Source organism: Tabrizicola sp. (assembly GCF_030694085.1).
Taxonomy (GTDB): Bacteria; Pseudomonadota; Alphaproteobacteria; order Rhodobacterales; family Rhodobacteraceae; genus Tabrizicola.
This window is the reverse complement of the sequence record NZ_JAUXZE010000035.1, coordinates 285240-300989: the sequence shown is the minus strand read 5'-3', so window position 1 is coordinate 300989 and position 15750 is coordinate 285240. Positions and strand designations below refer to the sequence as shown.

The following is a 15750-nucleotide window of genomic DNA, read 5'->3' as shown; positions in this document are numbered from 1 at the left end:
ACCTTGCCAGAGCTCCGCCTGGCCGTCAGGCTTGACGGACCACTTGCCGGAGGCCCGCCGATGCTTCGCCTTACGCTTGCCACCGCACTTGCGCTGCACCCGTCCCTGACCCTGGCCTGCGCCCGACCCGAGCCGCCGCGCTTCGACGGCGGGTCGACAAGCGGCGTCTCGGTCTCGGTCGGGCAGATGGCCGATTTGGTCTGGGTGCCGCTGGTGCTGGACGGACTGCCCATCGCAGCGGAGGCGGGGCTCTGGCTGCAGGTCAGCTTCGATGGTCGCGTCGACGGCGGGACCGGCTGCAACCGCTTTACCGGCATTGCAGAGCTTGACGCGGGGGTGATGGAGTTTGGCCCGCTTGCTGTCACCGAAATGGCCTGCGCCGACCCCGCAGCGATGAGGCGAGAGGCGGCCTACTTGGGGGCCTTGGCGGAGGTGGGCGGCTTCGTCGTCAGCGCCGACGGGATGTGGTTGACCCGCGAGGACGGGTCGGTTGCGATGTGTCTGTGGTGAGCGGCGTCAGCCTGCCCTGAATAAGTATGGCGCGCCCCAGCAGGGACGCGCCACCTAAGAAATTTCCGTGCGGATCAGCACTGCTCGTTGTTGCAGGGGGTTGTTTCAACGTCCTTGCCGGTCGTCGTGCCCGTGACTTCGCGGGTGCTTTCGGAGACGGTCTCCGTGCTGGTGCCCATCAGTTCTTCCGAGGTCGAGGTTTCCACGTCGACGACAACGATGTCTTCGGGCTGTCCTTCGGGAGCCTGGTTCACGCTTTGCGAGCGGCCGGGATCGATGTCGTAGATGTCGGTCGTGGTGGTGGTGGTCTTCTTGGTTTCGGTGACGAGGTAGGTCTCGGTGGTCTTCACCGTCTCGGTGCCCGTCGTGGTGTAGACATCATAGGTGACCAGATAGGTCGTCTGAAGGTTGCACTCTTTGCCTTTTCCACAGCCAACCAGCTTCGTCGACTCGACGACGCGATCCGTTTCGACGGTGGTCTTGGTCACCGAAACGACAACCGGCTCTCCTGTCGTGACGTCCGTCACGGTGGTCTGCGAGGTCGAAGTCTGAACGTCCACGGTGGTTCCACCAACCTGATCTTCAGTTCCGTTGCCGCCGCCGGCGTTGGACTTGATCCCGGTCTTGCCCGCGTTCAGGGGCTTGGTCTTTTCGGCGAAGGCCATGTCCGCCGAGGTAAACGAGACGCCGAGTGCAAGCACGGCGAAAAGCGCGGTTAGTTTGAATTTGGATTTCATTCTGCTTCCTGTAACTTCTGGTCCGTCACAGGGCATGTGGTCACAAGAAATAGTCAAAATTTTGTTAAACGCAGTGCAATTTCTATTCGCTTGAGGCCAAGCAGCGATGATTTGCATCCTGAAGAAGATGAATTGGATAATTGAACAACTTTGGGTTGCAACTCAAAACCCGCGAATGGCGTGAATTGCAGTCTTGATCGGAGGGGCAAGGAAAAACCTAGACCAACCTCGACACCTCGACCGCCGCCCTGACGAAATCTGCGAACAGGGGATGCGGCGCGAAGGGCTTCGACTTCAACTCGGGATGGAACTGGACGCCGATGAACCAGGGGTGGTCCTTGACCTCGACGATCTCGGGCAGCTTGCCGTCGGGGGACATGCCAGAGAAGATCAGCCCGCATTTTTCCAGTTGGTCGCGGTACTGGATGTCGACCTCATAGCGGTGGCGGTGGCGTTCCTCGATCACGGTCGTGCCGTAGATGCGGGCGACGGCCGAGCCTTCTTTCAGGTTCGCGGTATAGGCGCCAAGCCGCATCGTGCCGCCCTTGGCGTCGTCGGCCTTGCGGCGCACGGTGTGGTTGCCCTGGACCCATTCCTTGAGGTGATAGACGACCGGGGTGAATCGCTTTTCGCCGGCCTCGTGGTCGAACTCCTCGGACCCGGCATCCTTGAGGCCGACAAGGTTGCGGCTGGCCTCGATCACGGCCATCTGCATGCCCAGACAGATGCCCAGGTAGGGGATCTTCTTTTCGCGCGCGAAGGTCGCGGCGCGGATCTTGCCTTCGGTTCCACGCTCGCCAAAGCCGCCGGGAACAAGGATGGCATGGAAGTTCTGCAGGTAGGGGGCGGGGTCTTCGCGTTCGAAAATCTCGGCGTCGATCCATTCGGCGCGGACTTTCGTCCGGTTCGCCATGCCGCCGTGGGTCAGCGCCTCGGCGATGGATTTGTAGGCGTCTTCCAACTGGGTGTACTTGCCGACGATGGCAACGCGGACCTCGCCTTCCGGGTGGGTCATGCGGTCCATGACATCCTCCCAGCGGGCAAGGTTGGGTTTTGGCGCAGGCGTAATGCCGAAGGCGTCCAGCACCGCCTGGTCGAGGCCCGCGTGGTGGTAGGCCAGCGGGGCCTGGTAGATCGTCTTCAGATCATAGGCGGGGATGACGTGCTCTTTGCGGACGTTGCAGAAGAGGGCGATCTTTTCGCGCTCACGGTCCGGGATCGGGTGTTCGCTGCGGCAGACCAGGACGTCCGGGGCAAGGCCGATGGACTGGAGTTCCTTGACGCTGTGCTGGGTGGGCTTGGTCTTCAGCTCTCCGCTGGCGGCGAGGTAGGGCAGCAGCGTCAGGTGCATCAGGATCGACTGGCCGCGCGGGCGTTCATGGATGAACTGGCGGATGGCTTCGAAGAAGGGCAGCCCCTCGATGTCGCCGACGGTGCCGCCGATCTCGCAGAGCATGAAGTCGACCTCGTCGTCGCCGATGCGCAGGAAGTCCTTGATCTCGTTGGTGACGTGGGGGATGACCTGGATGGTTTTGCCCAGGTAGTCTCCGCGGCGTTCCTTTTCCAGCACGTTGGAATAGATCCGGCCGGAGGAAATGCTGTCGGTCGTGCGGGCGGAAACGCCGGTGAAACGTTCGTAGTGGCCAAGATCGAGGTCGGTCTCGGCGCCGTCGTCGGTCACGAAGACCTCGCCGTGCTCGAAGGGCGACATCGTGCCGGGATCGACGTTCAGGTAGGGGTCAAGCTTGCGCAGGCGGACAGTGTAGCCGCGGGCTTGCAGAAGTGCGCCCAACGCGGCGGAGGCGAGGCCCTTGCCGAGGGAGGAGACTACGCCGCCGGTAATGAAGATGTAACGCGCCAAGGCGGACTCCCGTGATTGAGACGGCGATTCGGGTAGGGTGGAATCGCGGCACCACGGGAGTCGAGGTATAACGACTCCCGCAGGGGTTCGCAACGCCTCACGCTAGATCATGCGGGCATTGCCTGGGATCGGGGCAATCTGTTGTGGATCAGGGATTGGTGGCCGGCGCCGGCTCGTCCGCGCGGGGCGGGGTCGCGGGGGCGTCGGTCGCGGTGCCGGGCAGCGTCAGGTCGGTGCCGGCGAGGCCGCCGCCAGGGGCGGGCGTCTCGGTAGGTGGCTCGGTCACGGTGTTGGTGGTGGTGGCTGCATTGTCCACAACCGAGCCACTTTCGCGGCCCCGTGTGGCAAGGATGGTCAGCGTGATCGACGTGATGATGAAGGCCACAGCGAAGAGCCAGGTCAACTTGGTCATGGCGGTGGCCGCGCCGCGGGCCGACATGGTCCCCCCGCCGCCGCCGCCGATGCCAAGGCCGCCACCCTCGGAGCGCTGCAAGAGCACCACGCCAATGAGGAGAAGCGCGAGGATCAGGTGGATGGTGAGGATGACGTTTTCCATTGGGCTTCCCGAACGCTGACGCGCCTATCTAGGCGGAAGGGGCCCCGGGTGCAAGGGTGTGGCGCAAGGGTTCGCGCACGGGTTCGCGGACGGGGAAGCCGCCTCGGGGGGCATCGAGCCCCCGCTTGGCGGCGCTGCCGCGGACGGTGGCCGGGGCGGGATCGCGTGTGGAGTGCGCTGGAGCCTCCGGCGGGGATATTTTGGCAAAGATGAAAGCGGGATCAGCCTTCGTGCACGGCAGAAAGCTTGTTGCCGTCGGGGTCACGGACGAAGGCGGCAAAGAAGGCGGGGCCGTAGGGTCGCAGGCCGGGGGCGCCTTCATCCGTGCCACCGTGGGCGAGGGCTGCCGCGTGGAAGGCGGTGACGGCCTGCTGGTCTGGAGCGATAAGCGCGGGCATCGAGCCGTTGCCGATCGTGGCTGGCTTGCCGTCGAACGGGAGCGTGACCCAGAGCCGTGTGCGGGTGTCGTCGGCCAGCCCGTAGCCGACCTCGGTCGCTTCGGTGGCGCGACGGATCAAGCCCAGGGGCGCGAGCGCCGCGTCGTAGAAGCGGGTGGCGCGGGCAAGGTCGTTGGTGCCGAGGGTGAGGTAGAGGAAGGTCTCAGCCATCGACTTCGTCCGTGGTCTGCTGGCCCGACAGGCGCTGGCGCAGGATCGACCAGCTCATGCCGACGCCGAGGATCAGCGAGAGGACGAGAAGGCCGAGCCAGGTGTTCAGCGCCGAATTGTCGAGGCCGAGGAGCCCCCAGTCCGTCAGCACCCAAAGCCCGGCGGCGAAGACTGCAGCGATGACGGCGGCCCCCAGGACGCCGATCGAGCGCAACGTGGCGACCAGGTAAACCATCGCCGCGACGGCAAGGATCAGTCCAAGGAAGACGATCAGCGGCGTCTGCTGCCCCCAGGCCGCGCGCGCCCAGGTGACGTAGTTCCATGACGTCGGATTGAAGATCGCGGCGAGGAGGAGGAAGGCACCAAGCCAGCGGAGGAGGAAGCCCATGGTCATGCCCTTCGAAGTTGTCGTCAGTCCATGCTAGCCTTGAAGCGATGGTCAGGCCAAGGGGGCTGAATGGACGCGCTGTATCAGGACCCCGCACTGGCGGCGTTCTATGACTGGGACAACCCCTGGCCTGCGGATTTCGACTGGTTCCTGTCGCTGGTCGAAGGGGCGGGATCGGTGCTGGATCTGGGCTGCGGGACCGGCATCTTCGCGGCGGCGCTCGCGGCGCGGGGGGCCGAGGTTGTCGGCGTCGATCCGGCGGCGGCGATGCTGGAGGTGGCGCGGGCGTGCCATGCGCCGGTGACATGGATCGAGGCCCGGGCGCAGGGGCTGGACCTGGGGCGGCAGTTCGACGCGGTGGTGATGACCGGGCATGCGTTCCAGACGCTTCTGACGCCGGAGGATCGGGCGACCTGCCTGGCGACCATCGCCCGGCATCTGGTGCCGGGGGGGCGGTTCTTCCTGGACAGCCGCAACCCCGAAGCGCGCGCGTGGGAAAGCTGGACGCCAGAGGTCACGCGCGAGGTGCGGGCGCATCCCAGGTTCGGGCTGGTCGAGCGCTGGAACGACGCGGCCGAGACCGGCGTGCCGGGGGTGGTCGAGTATCAGACGCACTACCGGCTGGAGGACGGGCGGCATTTCGCGGCACGGTCCCGGATCGCATTTCCGGGCCTTGACGCCCTGTCCCGGGCGATTGCTGCGGCGGGGCTGGCTGTGGACCAATGGTATGGCGATGCCGCGGGCGGGCCGTTGCGGCCCGGTTGCGCCGATTTCATCCCGCTGGGTCGGCTGGCGGATTGACCGTCCATCGCCCCGGACGGCACGACGCGGCGGCCGGGTGATTTGCAGGGTTTCCCCCCCGCCTGCCGGTCGCTATACCCGGCGTGGTTTGACGCGTGACTCGGGGGAATGAATGGCCAACGTCGTCGTGGTGGGCGCCCAGTGGGGCGATGAAGGCAAGGGCAAGCTGGTCGACTGGCTCTCCGAGCGCGCCGACGTGATCGCGCGGTTCCAGGGCGGGCACAATGCCGGGCACACGCTGGTCATCGGGAACACGGTCTACAAGCTGTCGCTTTTGCCCAGTGGCATCGTGCGCGGCGGTAAGTTGTCGGTCATCGGCAACGGCGTGGTGGTGGACCCCTGGCATCTGGTGGCCGAGATCGAGAAGCTGCGCGGCCAGGGGGTCGAGATCAGTCCCGAGAACCTGATGCTCGCCGAAAACGCGTCGCTGATCCTGCCGATCCACGGTGAGCTGGATCGGGGCCGCGAGGCGCAGACGACTGTGGCGAAGATCGGCACGACGGGGCGCGGGATCGGTCCTGCCTACGAGGACAAGGTCGGCCGCCGGGCGATCCGGGTCGCGGATCTGTTCGATGCGGCAACGCTGGACACCCGGATCGGGCGGCTGCTGACGCATCACAACGCGTTGCGGGCCGGACTGGGGCTGGAGCCGGTGGACCCTGTTGCGCTGAAAGCATCGCTTCTGGAGATCGCACCGAAGATCAAGCCCTATGCCGGGCCGGTCTGGAAAGTGCTGAACGAGGCGCGGCGGGCGGGCAAGCGGATCCTGTTCGAAGGCGCGCAAGGGTCGCTGCTGGACATCGACTACGGGACCTATCCCTACGTCACCTCGTCGAACACCATCGCCGGGCAGGCGGCGACCGGGACGGGGGTGGGGCCGACAGCCATCGACTTCGTGCTTGGGATCGTCAAGGCCTATACGACGCGGGTCGGCGAAGGCCCGTTCCCGGCCGAGCTGCACGACGAAGACGGGCAACGGCTGGGTGAGCGGGGTCATGAGTTCGGCACTGTCACCGGGCGCAAGCGTCGTTGCGGCTGGTTCGATGCGGTGCTGGTGCGGCAAACCTGTGCCACCAGTGGCGTGTCGGGCATCGCGCTGACCAAGCTGGACGTGCTGGACGGGTTCAAGACGCTGAAGATCTGCGTCGGCTATGATCTGGACGGCAAGCGGATGGATTATCTGCCCATCGCGGCGGACGAACAGGCGCGCTGCACGCCGATCTATGAGGAAATGGAAGGCTGGTCGGAAACGACCGCCGGTGCGCGCAGCTGGGCGCAATTGCCGGGGGCGGCGATCAAGTATGTGCGGCGGATCGAAGAGTTGATCCAGTGCCCGGTCGCGCTACTTTCCACATCGCCCGAGCGGGATGACACCATCCTGGTGACCGACCCCTTCGCGGACTGATGACGCGGCGCGACGTGTCACTGCGCTCTCTCCTTCCAGGGGGGGGCGCTGGAAAGGATGGACAATGCCACTTAGCTACAAGGCCCGCAGGCGCTGGGCGCTGGTGATCCTGCTGATCGGGCTGCCGCTGTACGTGGTGGCGGCAGTAAACGTGATCGATCTTTTCGAGCGGCCTTCGGTGCTGATGGAACTGGCGGTCTATGTGGCCCTGGGCTTCCTCTGGATAATGCCGTTCCGCTTTGTGTTCCGGGGGATCGGCCAGGCTGACCCGGATGCGGAAAAGACGAATGGGCAGGGCCCATCCGTCTGAAATTGCTGAAAAAGGCTTCGAAAAACGCTCAGGACAGGCGGCGTGCCTCGGCCAGGTAGGGCGAGTTGTCGGCCAGGCAGTAGTGGCCGCGGGTGACCTTCTCGATCCGGCCGGTCCGCAGAAGCGTGCCGAAGCTGCGCAATCCGTCCTCGCGGCTGACCGACTTGCCACCGGCCGAGGCCATCATCCGCCGCATCAGCTGCGGACGGGTGAACTGGCTGCGGTTCTCGACGCAGGTGGCGTAGGCCGCGGCGGCTTCCAGCATCTCGGCCATCGAGCGCGCGCCGACCATCTCGGCGAAGGAGGCAAGACCGGCTTCGTTGATTTCCTTGGCGTCCTCGGCCAGATCCTCGTCTTCCTCGGTCTCGGCAGCGGTGCCGTAAGACGGCTTTTCCAGGACCAGGTTGCGGGCGGGCAGGCTGGAGCTGGCAACGGCTGCGCCGGCGCCGATTGCGCCCGACAGGCGTCCGGTGCGCAGCGCAACCATCGGCTGCCCGTCCGAGTGGCCAATCCCCGGGGACGTCGGCGCCGACTGCGGGGCGGCTGCCGGAGCAGGGGCGGCAGTCGGGGTCGCAGTCGGAGCGAGAGCGACGGCAGGGCCAACGCGGTCAATGCGCTGCTCAGAGACCAGGACCAGCGGTGGCGGGCTGATCATGCCGGGGCGGATGGTGCCGGGGCGCGGGTCCGCAGAGGGTCGGATCGTCACCGATTTGCGCCGCGTCGGCTTCACCTCGGGCTCGGGCTGCAGGTCGGTCTCGGGCGGGGGCTGGATCGCCTCGGCCAGATCATCGCGATAGGGGTCAAGGTTGGCGTCCGCCTTTGGCGCCTCGTAGTCGATGTCGGCGCGGTCGGCTTCGGTCGCGACCACAGCGGCTTTCAGGCGCGACAGAGCCTCGTGGCGGCGACGGTTTTCCACGTCGGCCATCACTTCGTCGGCCTGCTGCATCAGTCGGGCGACTTCGTTCGCTTCTTCGCCCTGGTCAAGGACCCGGGTGGCGCTTGCATCACGGGCATCCTGGCTGGGATGGATGCGCACGACGCGGGAATTGACCCGGCGCGAGCGGGCACCGGACTTGCCGGGCAGGTCTGCGGGCGCTTCCGCCTCTGCTGCGGGAGCGTCGGCAAGAGCGACCTCGTCAGCAAGCTCTTCGGGAAGAACGTCGGTTGATACATCCAGGCTGACGGATTCGGGCAGCGGGTCCTGCAGGGCGGCATCGGCCAAGTCCAGCGCTACGGGTTGGTCTTCCGGCAGGGTTTCGTCAAGTGAAGCGGCCAGGCTGGTTTCGTCGAAGACGGTGCCGTCGAGCTGGGCCAGAAGGGCGACATCTTCGGATGTGAAGTCGGATTCAACAGGATGATCTGGCAGGGTCGCAAGCGCGGCATCATCCAGGTCGTCCACGATCGAAAGGGCCGGAGCGGCCGCTTCGACCACGGGATCGACAGCCAGGGCCACCAGATCCTCGTCCTCTTCGACCGGAAGCGGGGCTTCGTCGATCAGCGCAGCACCGTCTGCCGCCAGGGGCATAGCCGCGTCGGCGTCGGCATCGACGTCGGCAAAGCGGGCGTCGTCAGCAGGTGCGTCGGTCTCGGCCTCTGCGGCCTCGCTGGTCCAGGGGTCGGTCGGATCGGCAGCAAACGCGACCGTATCCTCCACGGCAACCTCTGCCGCAGAAGCGGGCAGCGGGTCCGACGAAGGGTCCGAAGAAATCAGGGCGCCCAGGCGCTCGGCAACGTCGCCAGCGTCATTCGGGCTGGTTTCGGCAAGAGCCGCTTCGGCGGTTTCGGCAGCGTTAAGGGGGGCCGAAACTTCGGGATCGGCGCGGAACGGCGCTTCGGCCAGCGGGACCGAGGGGTTCACGGCACGGCGGATGCGGGCAAGCTTGGCCGCAACACCGTCGGGGATCACATCGGTCAGCGAGGGTGCGGGGGCTTCGGTCTCTTGCGGCTCGGGCTCTACCGGCGGGGCGGGGCGGCGCAGCACGGGATTGATCTGGATGCGTGGGGCGGGACCTTCGACCGCGTCAGCGCTGTTGAGACGCGCGGCGTCGTCCAGCTTGCCGGCGGCAAGACGCGCGACCTCACGTTCGGCCAGGCGGTGCAGCATGGCGGCATCCGGTGGCGGCGGTTCGGCCCCGAAGTGGCGATCCTGCGCGGCAAGGTCGCGGAAGTATTCGGCAATCGCCTTCATCGTGTCGAAAGGATCATCGAACCCCTCCAGCGTGCAGCTGAAGGTCCCGTATGAAACGGTCAGGATCTTGCTTTCACTGGTCATCGCTGGACAGCCTTTCGCCTTGCTCGCTACTACATACTACTCCGAGACGGTCCTAATGCATGGACAGACAGGGGTAATTTGATGGATTGATTGTGGCCGGACCCCAGGAATCCTGCCTTAATTGGATACAGTCTTACATGAATTCGCCGATTGTCCAGTCAACCCACGGTGTAACCCTGGCCGGGGGTGGACCGTTTTCCGCACGTGACCTTAAGCTTGCACTGGCGCGTGCGCCCCTGGTCGTGGCGGCCGACAGCGGGGCGGACCGCCTGCTGCGCTTTGGCGTCGCGCCCCAGGCCGTGATCGGCGACATGGATTCGATCTCGGCTGCGGCGCGGGCCGAGATTCCCTTGGAACGTCAGTATCTTGTGCCAGAGCAGGCGACAACCGACTTTGACAAGGCGCTGCGGTCCATAGACGCGCCGCTGATCCTGGCGCTGGGCTTTGCCGGTGCGCGGCTGGACCACGGACTTGCGGCGTTTTCCACCCTTGTCGCGCGGGCAGACCGCGGCTGCATCCTGATCGGCCCGCAGGACCTTGCCTTCGCGGCTCCGCCCCGCCTGACGCTGACCGTCGCCCCCGGAGAGCCGGTGTCACTGTTTCCGATGTCGCAGGTCACCGGGCGCAGCGCGGGCCTGGAATGGCCGATCGAGGGAATCAGTTTCGCCCCGGACGGGATGATCGGCACCTCGAACCGCGCGGTGGCGCGGCGGGTGGTGCTGGAGTTCGACCGGCGCGGGATGCTGGTGATCCTGCCGCGCCGCAGGCTGGACGCGGCAATCAGAGCGCTTCGGGAAGCACGGTGACCGGGGCGGACCGCTTGGCCCGGGCGGCCAGCCGCTCGCGGTGGATGATGTAGAGGCCGGAGGAGACGATGACGGCGATCCCGGCCCAAGTCATCGCATTGGGGAAGTCGTCGAAGATCAGGTAGCCCAGGATCACGGCGGTCACGATCTCGAAGTAATGCAGCGGCGCAAGCGTCGCGGAGGGTGCGAATTTCAGCGCATATGTCATGCACATGTGGCTGACCGCAGCCCAGAACCCGACCATGAACAGCCAGAGCCAGTTCCAGCCCTGCGGCCAGATCGGGTCCAGCGACACGATCCCGGACCCATCGGCCAGGACCATCACCGGCAGGCACAAGAGAAGCCCGGTCCAGGAGGTGTGGAACTGCATGGTGACGGGGTGCATCCAGCCGGAAATGGCCCGTGTGACCAGCATGTAGAGCGCGAAGAGGACGGCGGTGGCCAGGGGCCAGAGCGCCACGAGGCCGAAGGCGGCGAGCGAAGGCTGGATCACCAGAAGCGCGCCGCAGAAGCCCACGACGCAGGCCGCGATCCGGCGGGGGCCGACCTGGTCGCCGAAGATGATACTGCCGAGAATCAGCAGGATGAACGGCTCGACGAAGACGATGGCCAGGGCGTCGGCGATGGGCATGACCTGGATGCCCGACACGAAGGCATAGGTCGAAACGAGAAGGAGGGCGGCACGCAGCGTGGTGTAGCCCAGCGCCCGGGCGTCCAACCGGACGGAGAGGCGCATCAGCAGGACAACGGGCAGCATCAGCGCGGTCTGCACGACGAAGCGGGCGGCGGTGACCTGGCCGACCGGCACGCCATTCTCGGCGGCCAGTTTCGCGCCCACGTCCAGCAACGGCGCAAGTGCGCAGAAGACGAGCATCAGCAGGACGCCCTGAAGGGTCGTGTCGCGGGTCATGCGGCAGGGCTAGCCTGTGGCGAGGGCGGATGCCTGCCTGAAAGCGACATCGCCCGGGTTCGGGCGGTTTTCAGATTGAGCGCTGACGCGCAAGTCTTTTGTCTCGCCCATTGCGCGTGAAGGACGCGCAAAGGGCTCGGGCGTGCGCGCCGCGCGGGGATATTTGTGCAAATGTGAAAGGCTTGTCAGCAGTTCGGCACGTTCACGGCAAGGCCGCCGAGCGAGGTTTCCTTGTATTTCTCATGCATGTCGCGGCCGGTCTGGCGCATGGTTTCGATGCAGACGTCAAGGGAGACGAGGTGCTGGCCGTCGCCGCGCAAGCTGAGGCTGGCGGCGGAGACGGCCTTGATCGCGCCAAGGCCGTTCCTCTCGATGCACGGCACCTGGACCAGGCCCTTGACCGGGTCGCAGGTCATGCCAAGGTGATGTTCCAGCGCGATTTCGGCCGCGTTTTCCACCTGTTCCGGCGTGCCGCCCAGCACGGCGGCCAATCCTGCGGCGGCCATTGCGGCGGCCGATCCGACCTCGGCCTGGCAGCCACATTCGGCGCCGGAGATGCTGGCGTTATGCTTGCAAAGCCCGCCGATGGCCGAGGCGGTGAGGAGGAAATCGGCGACCTTGGCCTGGGATGCGCCCGGCACATGGTCGAGGTAATAGCGGATCACGGCAGGGACCACGCCAGCGGCGCCGTTGGTGGGGGCGGTGACGACCTGGCCACCGGCGGCGTTTTCTTCGTTCACCGCCATCGCGTACAACGACATCCAGTCGTTGATCGTGTGCGGAGGCGTCAGGTTCAGCCCGCGTTCGGCCAGAAGCGCGTCGTGGATGCCCTTGGCCCGCCGGCGCACCTTCAGCCCGCCGGGCAGGATGCCCTCGCCCAGCATCCCGCGCGAGATGCAGTCGTTCATCACCTGCCAGATGCGGTTTATTCCGGCCTCCAGCTCGGTATTGGTGCGGAACTTCACCTCGTTGGCGCGCTTCATCTGGGCGATGGTCAGACCGGATTTCTGCGCCATTTCCAGCATTTCTGCCGCCGTCTCGAACGGGTAGGGCACGTCGGCCCTGGCCTTCGACCTGGCGCCCCCGGCCTCGGCCAGTTCCGCCTCGGTCAGCACGAAGCCGCCGCCGATGGAATAGTAGGTCTCGGTCAAGATCACGTCGCCTTGGGCATCCGTGGCCCTCAGGATCATCCCGTTGGCGTGGCCGGGCAGCGCCGGGCCGTAGTCGAAGACCAGGTCACGGCCAGGATCGAAGGCCAGGGGGCCAAGGCCGGGGGCCTCGATCACCTGCGTTTCCTTGATCTTCGCCAGCGCCGCATCGGCCCTATCGGCGTCGTAGGTGGCGGGTTCGAACCCGGCGAGGCCGAGGATCGTCGCGCGGTCCGTGGCATGGCCGACCCCGGTGAAGGCCAGCGATCCGTGCAGCGAGGCCTTCAGCCCGCGGAAATTGAAGGGCGAGGCGCGCATCGTGTCAAGGAAGCGGGCGGCGGCGACCATTGGGCCCATCGTGTGGGACGAGGATGGGCCGATGCCGACCTTGAACATGTCGAAAACTGAGAGGAACATCAGGTACCTGGATGAGTGAAAGGGGTGAGGCCGAGGCCGTCCGAGGCCGCAACACGCTGTGCTGCGGGCAGCGTTTCATGCGCGGCAAGGACGGCTTTGAGGTGCGGGAAATGGTCGAGGTCGATACCGTAGGGTGCGGGCGGCAGAAGGATCAGCCAGCGCACCAGCATCCCGATGTAGTAGCCCAGCACACCGGGATGATCCGGCGACAGCCAGCGCGGGGCCTGGGTCGCGATCATCGCCTCGATCAGCCCCAGCCGCGCGACGATCTGGTCGTGGGCGGCGGCCTGGGCGGCGGCCGAGTTCGCCTCTCCGGCCGGACGGTGCGGGTAGAACATCGCCAGGGCCGCCTGGTGCAGCGCGTTCGAGGTGAAAAAGAGCCAGGACAGGAACGGCCCCCGATCAGGGGCGGTCGGTCCGGGGCCAAGCCGCCCGGTCCGGTCCACCAGCCACAAGAGGATCGCCGCCGTCTCGAACATCGGGCCTTCGTCGGTTTCCAGCGCCGGGATCAGCCCGACCGGGTTCACCCGGCGGTATTCGGGTGACGCCAGCGTCCCGCCGTCGATGTCGACGATGGCAAGCGTGTGCGGCAGTTCCAGCTCTTCCAGCGCGAAGCGGACGATGGTCGAGGCGAAGTCGGGTGCATGGTGCAGGGTCAGGGTCACAGGACACTTCCTTCCGGCGGGTTCGGAAGTTCGGGACGGGTAAAGGGATGCGGACCCAACCCCTCGGCCCGGGCGATGACCCGGGTCTCGACGCGGGCCTCTTGCGCGCGGGCCAAAGCCGCCAGCGTCGGGAAGTCGGCCATGTCCAGCCAGCGCGACCCGTCGACCGGGTAAAGTGCGGCCCAACGGGTCAGAACCAATATGTAAACACCCAATGGCCGCCCAGGGGCGAACAGCTTCGGCAGCGCGCTTGCCGCCGCATCGAGAAGTGCGAAATGGCGCTTTATTCGGGCCGACACGATTTCATAATGCGCGCGATGGCCGTCGGCTGGGGCATATAGGTGCGGGTAGAAAATCTGGCGCAGCTCGGCTTGGACGGTGTTCGACAGGAAGAAGAGCCATTTCAGGAAGACCGGGCGGTCGGAGTCTGCCGGAGCGGGACCAAGCCGATGCGTATCCACCAGCCACAGAATGATCGCGCCGGTTTCCGAGATCGGGCCGTTCGGGGTCTCCAGCGTCGGGATCAGCCCGGTCGGATTCAGCGCCCGGTAAGCCGCGCTGTCCTGCTGCCGCGTCGCCCGGTCGACCAGCGCCGTTCGATAGGGAATGCCCGCCCCGTCCAGCACCAGTCGGATGATCAGCGAGGCGTTGTCGGGGGCGTAGTGCAGCGTGTACATCGTCGGTCCTCTGACGGAAGCCTTGCGCAAGTCTAGCGTCGCCGCAGGGCGAAAAGCGACTCCTTCTCGGCCCTTTGTCGTCCGGTTGTGCCGCCGGGTCGCCGGAAGATCCCGGTCGTGGTTAACCAGCCGTCAACCATTTCCCCGCCAGACTGTCGCGCGACATCCGAAGGAGGGGATTGATGGCACGGGCACTGGTGATCCTGGCACTTCTGGTCTGGCCGCTTGCGGCGATGGCGCAAGAGACTGCGACCGAAGCGACGGCGCTGCAGAAGGCGATGCAGAAGGACCCCGAACGGTTTGCGGGCCGGGTGACCGACCTCATTGCGGGCTTCGGCGGGCCCGAGGGGCTGACGCTGGCGGGGATCGACGAACATATCGCGCTGGAACGCGCTGCGGCGCGGGCCTCGGCCCTGCGGCGCTTCCTGGCGATGGACCTTGATGCCGACGGGACCGTCACCCGGTCTGAGCTGCAGGTCAGCCAGCGTGCCGCCAGTTCTGACGCCCGTGGTCGGATGGAGCGGCAGTTCCTTGCGGCGGATGCGGATGGCGACGGCCGGGTCGATGTGGCCGAACTGGCGGCACAGGGCCGACTTGCCGGCCTGCGCGCGCTGGGCGAAGACGAGGCCGGGTTCCTGCGCGGGCTCATGTCGCTGGATGCCGATGGCAACGGTGCGCTGACCGGGGCCGAGGTTGCAAAAGCCGTAGTAGGGCAAGAGGGGGCGGGACCGGAAAAGGCCGACTAGCGCAACGGTCTGTCGCCATTCAAGCCTCTCGCCCTTTCTGGCCGATTGCGCTATTCGGGGTTGGAAAAACAGGGGGACTGTCATGGCTGCAGAGCTTTCGCCGATCGATCAGGCCAAGTTCGTCGCCGCGCGCAGGTCAGTGGATTTCGTCGAGGACGGAATGAAGCTGGGGCTTGGCACCGGATCGACTGCGGCCTGGATGGTGCGCTGCCTGGCCGAACGGGTGCGGGACGAAGGCTTGCAGGTGACTTGCGTTGCGACCTCGGCGAGGACTGCGGATCTGGCGCGCGGTGTCGGTCTGAAGGTGGTGGGCCTGGACGAGACCCGGTGGCTTGACCTGACCATCGACGGCGCGGATGAGTTCGACCAGAACCTCAACCTCATCAAGGGCGGTGGTGCCGCGCTGTTGCAGGAAAAGATCGTGGCAACGGCCAGCGACCGGATGATCGTGATCGCCGACGCGGCCAAGGAAGTGGCCCAGCTTGGGGCCTACCCATTGCCGGTCGAGGTGATCCCCTTCGGCTGGCAGACGACCAAGGCCCTGATTGAAGAGACGCTTTACAGCCTGGACGTGATGGCCCGCGATGTGGCGTTGCGGATGGCCAAGGATGTACCGCTGATCACCGACGAGGGGCATTACATTCTGGACCTCAACCTCAAGCGGATCGGCAATCCCCGGCAACTTGCGCTGGTGCTGAACCAGATCCCCGGGGTGGTCGAGAACGGACTTTTCATCGACATCTGCGACGTGGTGGTCATCGGCCACGGTGACGGGCGGGTGACGGTGCGCGACATCAACTCGGGCAAGGTCGAGACCGGGTCGGTCGACATCACCGAAAGCCGCAACATCTTTGCCGATCTGGACTAGTCGCCTCCGGCTCGGTAACGCAAAAGCGCGCCTTTAGGTCTTTCGTCCCGGCGCGGGACGGAATA

The 15750-nt window shown here is 66.1% G+C and carries 17 protein-coding genes; 7 read left to right on the top strand and 10 right to left on the bottom strand.

Annotation, left to right across the window (positions count from 1 at the left end; translation table 11 throughout):
• Positions 1-60: 60 nt before the first annotated feature.
• Complete coding sequence (locus tag Q8M85_RS06420; RefSeq protein WP_305541799.1) at positions 61-510, top strand: META domain-containing protein; 450 nt, start codon at positions 61-63, stop codon at positions 508-510.
• 74 nt (positions 511-584) lie between these two features.
• Here the strand turns inward: Q8M85_RS06420 and Q8M85_RS06415 are convergent, their stop codons facing one another.
• The 5 genes from Q8M85_RS06415 to Q8M85_RS06395 form a co-directional block, all read right to left on the bottom strand.
• Positions 585-1247 carry a hypothetical protein gene (locus tag Q8M85_RS06415; protein ID WP_305541797.1) on the bottom strand — a complete coding sequence of 221 codons (663 nt, stop codon included), beginning with the start codon at positions 1245-1247 and terminating at the stop codon, positions 585-587.
• A 217-nt stretch (positions 1248-1464) separates the two neighbouring features.
• Positions 1465-3108, bottom strand: a complete 1644-nt coding sequence (locus Q8M85_RS06410; protein ID WP_305541795.1) for a CTP synthase — start codon at positions 3106-3108, stop codon at positions 1465-1467.
• A 148-nt stretch (positions 3109-3256) separates the two neighbouring features.
• Positions 3257-3664 carry a preprotein translocase subunit SecG gene (gene secG, locus Q8M85_RS06405; RefSeq protein WP_305541793.1) on the bottom strand — a complete coding sequence of 136 codons (408 nt, stop codon included), beginning with the start codon at positions 3662-3664 and terminating at the stop codon, positions 3257-3259.
• 221 nt (positions 3665-3885) lie between these two features.
• Positions 3886-4272 (bottom strand): VOC family protein, encoded by a 387-nt coding sequence (locus tag Q8M85_RS06400; RefSeq protein ID WP_305541791.1) that lies wholly within the window; start codon positions 4270-4272, stop codon positions 3886-3888.
• Positions 4265-4660 (bottom strand): DUF6524 family protein, encoded by a 396-nt coding sequence (locus Q8M85_RS06395; protein WP_305541789.1) that lies wholly within the window; start codon positions 4658-4660, stop codon positions 4265-4267. Before Q8M85_RS06395 ends, Q8M85_RS06400 begins: the two co-directional genes overlap by 8 nt.
• 69 nt (positions 4661-4729) lie before the next feature.
• Here Q8M85_RS06395 and Q8M85_RS06390 point away from each other — a divergent pair, with 69 nt between their 5' ends.
• The 3 genes from Q8M85_RS06390 to Q8M85_RS06380 all read left to right on the top strand — a co-directional run bounded on the left by Q8M85_RS06390 (position 4730) and on the right by Q8M85_RS06380 (position 7176).
• Positions 4730-5461, top strand: coding sequence for a trans-aconitate 2-methyltransferase (locus Q8M85_RS06390; protein WP_305541786.1), 732 nt, complete (start codon positions 4730-4732; stop codon positions 5459-5461).
• A gap of 112 nt (positions 5462-5573) precedes the next feature.
• Complete coding sequence (locus Q8M85_RS06385; protein WP_305541785.1) at positions 5574-6866, top strand: adenylosuccinate synthase; 1293 nt, start codon at positions 5574-5576, stop codon at positions 6864-6866.
• A gap of 64 nt (positions 6867-6930) precedes the next feature.
• On the top strand, positions 6931-7176 hold the full coding sequence (locus Q8M85_RS06380) for a DUF2842 domain-containing protein (RefSeq protein ID WP_305541784.1): 246 nt from the start codon (positions 6931-6933) through the stop codon (positions 7174-7176).
• A gap of 28 nt (positions 7177-7204) precedes the next feature.
• Here the strand turns inward: Q8M85_RS06380 and Q8M85_RS06375 are convergent, their stop codons facing one another.
• Positions 7205-9448 (bottom strand): hypothetical protein, encoded by a 2244-nt coding sequence (locus tag Q8M85_RS06375; RefSeq protein WP_305541783.1) that lies wholly within the window; start codon positions 9446-9448, stop codon positions 7205-7207.
• 137 nt (positions 9449-9585) lie between these two features.
• Between Q8M85_RS06375 and Q8M85_RS06370 the strand changes: the two genes are divergently transcribed.
• A complete protein-coding gene (locus Q8M85_RS06370) occupies positions 9586-10254 on the top strand; it encodes a thiamine diphosphokinase (protein ID WP_305541781.1) in 669 nt (222 codons plus the stop codon).
• Here Q8M85_RS06370 and Q8M85_RS06365 read toward each other — a convergent pair.
• The 4 genes from Q8M85_RS06365 to Q8M85_RS06350 form a co-directional block, all read right to left on the bottom strand.
• Positions 10229-11164: a DMT family transporter gene (locus tag Q8M85_RS06365; RefSeq protein WP_305541779.1), complete on the bottom strand. Its 936-nt coding sequence runs from the start codon at positions 11162-11164 to the stop codon at positions 10229-10231. The genes Q8M85_RS06370 and Q8M85_RS06365 overlap by 26 nt on opposite strands.
• A gap of 185 nt (positions 11165-11349) precedes the next feature.
• On the bottom strand, positions 11350-12729 hold the full coding sequence (locus tag Q8M85_RS06360; protein ID WP_305541776.1) for an L-serine ammonia-lyase: 1380 nt from the start codon (positions 12727-12729) through the stop codon (positions 11350-11352).
• On the bottom strand, positions 12729-13394 hold the full coding sequence (locus Q8M85_RS06355) for a glutathione S-transferase family protein (RefSeq protein WP_305541774.1): 666 nt from the start codon (positions 13392-13394) through the stop codon (positions 12729-12731). The genes Q8M85_RS06360 and Q8M85_RS06355 overlap by 1 nt, the downstream gene beginning before the upstream one ends.
• Positions 13391-14071: a glutathione S-transferase family protein gene (locus Q8M85_RS06350; RefSeq protein WP_305541771.1), complete on the bottom strand. Its 681-nt coding sequence runs from the start codon at positions 14069-14071 to the stop codon at positions 13391-13393. Before Q8M85_RS06350 ends, Q8M85_RS06355 begins: the two co-directional genes overlap by 4 nt.
• A 182-nt stretch (positions 14072-14253) precedes the next feature.
• On the opposite strand from Q8M85_RS06350, the gene Q8M85_RS06345 reads away from it, so the two are divergent.
• Both Q8M85_RS06345 and rpiA read left to right on the top strand, forming a co-directional pair.
• Entirely contained in the window at positions 14254-14817 is a 564-nt protein-coding gene (locus Q8M85_RS06345) for a hypothetical protein (protein WP_305541768.1), read from the top strand.
• Positions 14818-14899: 82 nt separating this feature from the next.
• Positions 14900-15685, top strand: coding sequence for a ribose-5-phosphate isomerase RpiA (rpiA, locus tag Q8M85_RS06340; RefSeq protein ID WP_305541765.1), 786 nt, complete (start codon positions 14900-14902; stop codon positions 15683-15685).
• The last annotated feature ends 65 nt before the right edge of the window (positions 15686-15750 follow it).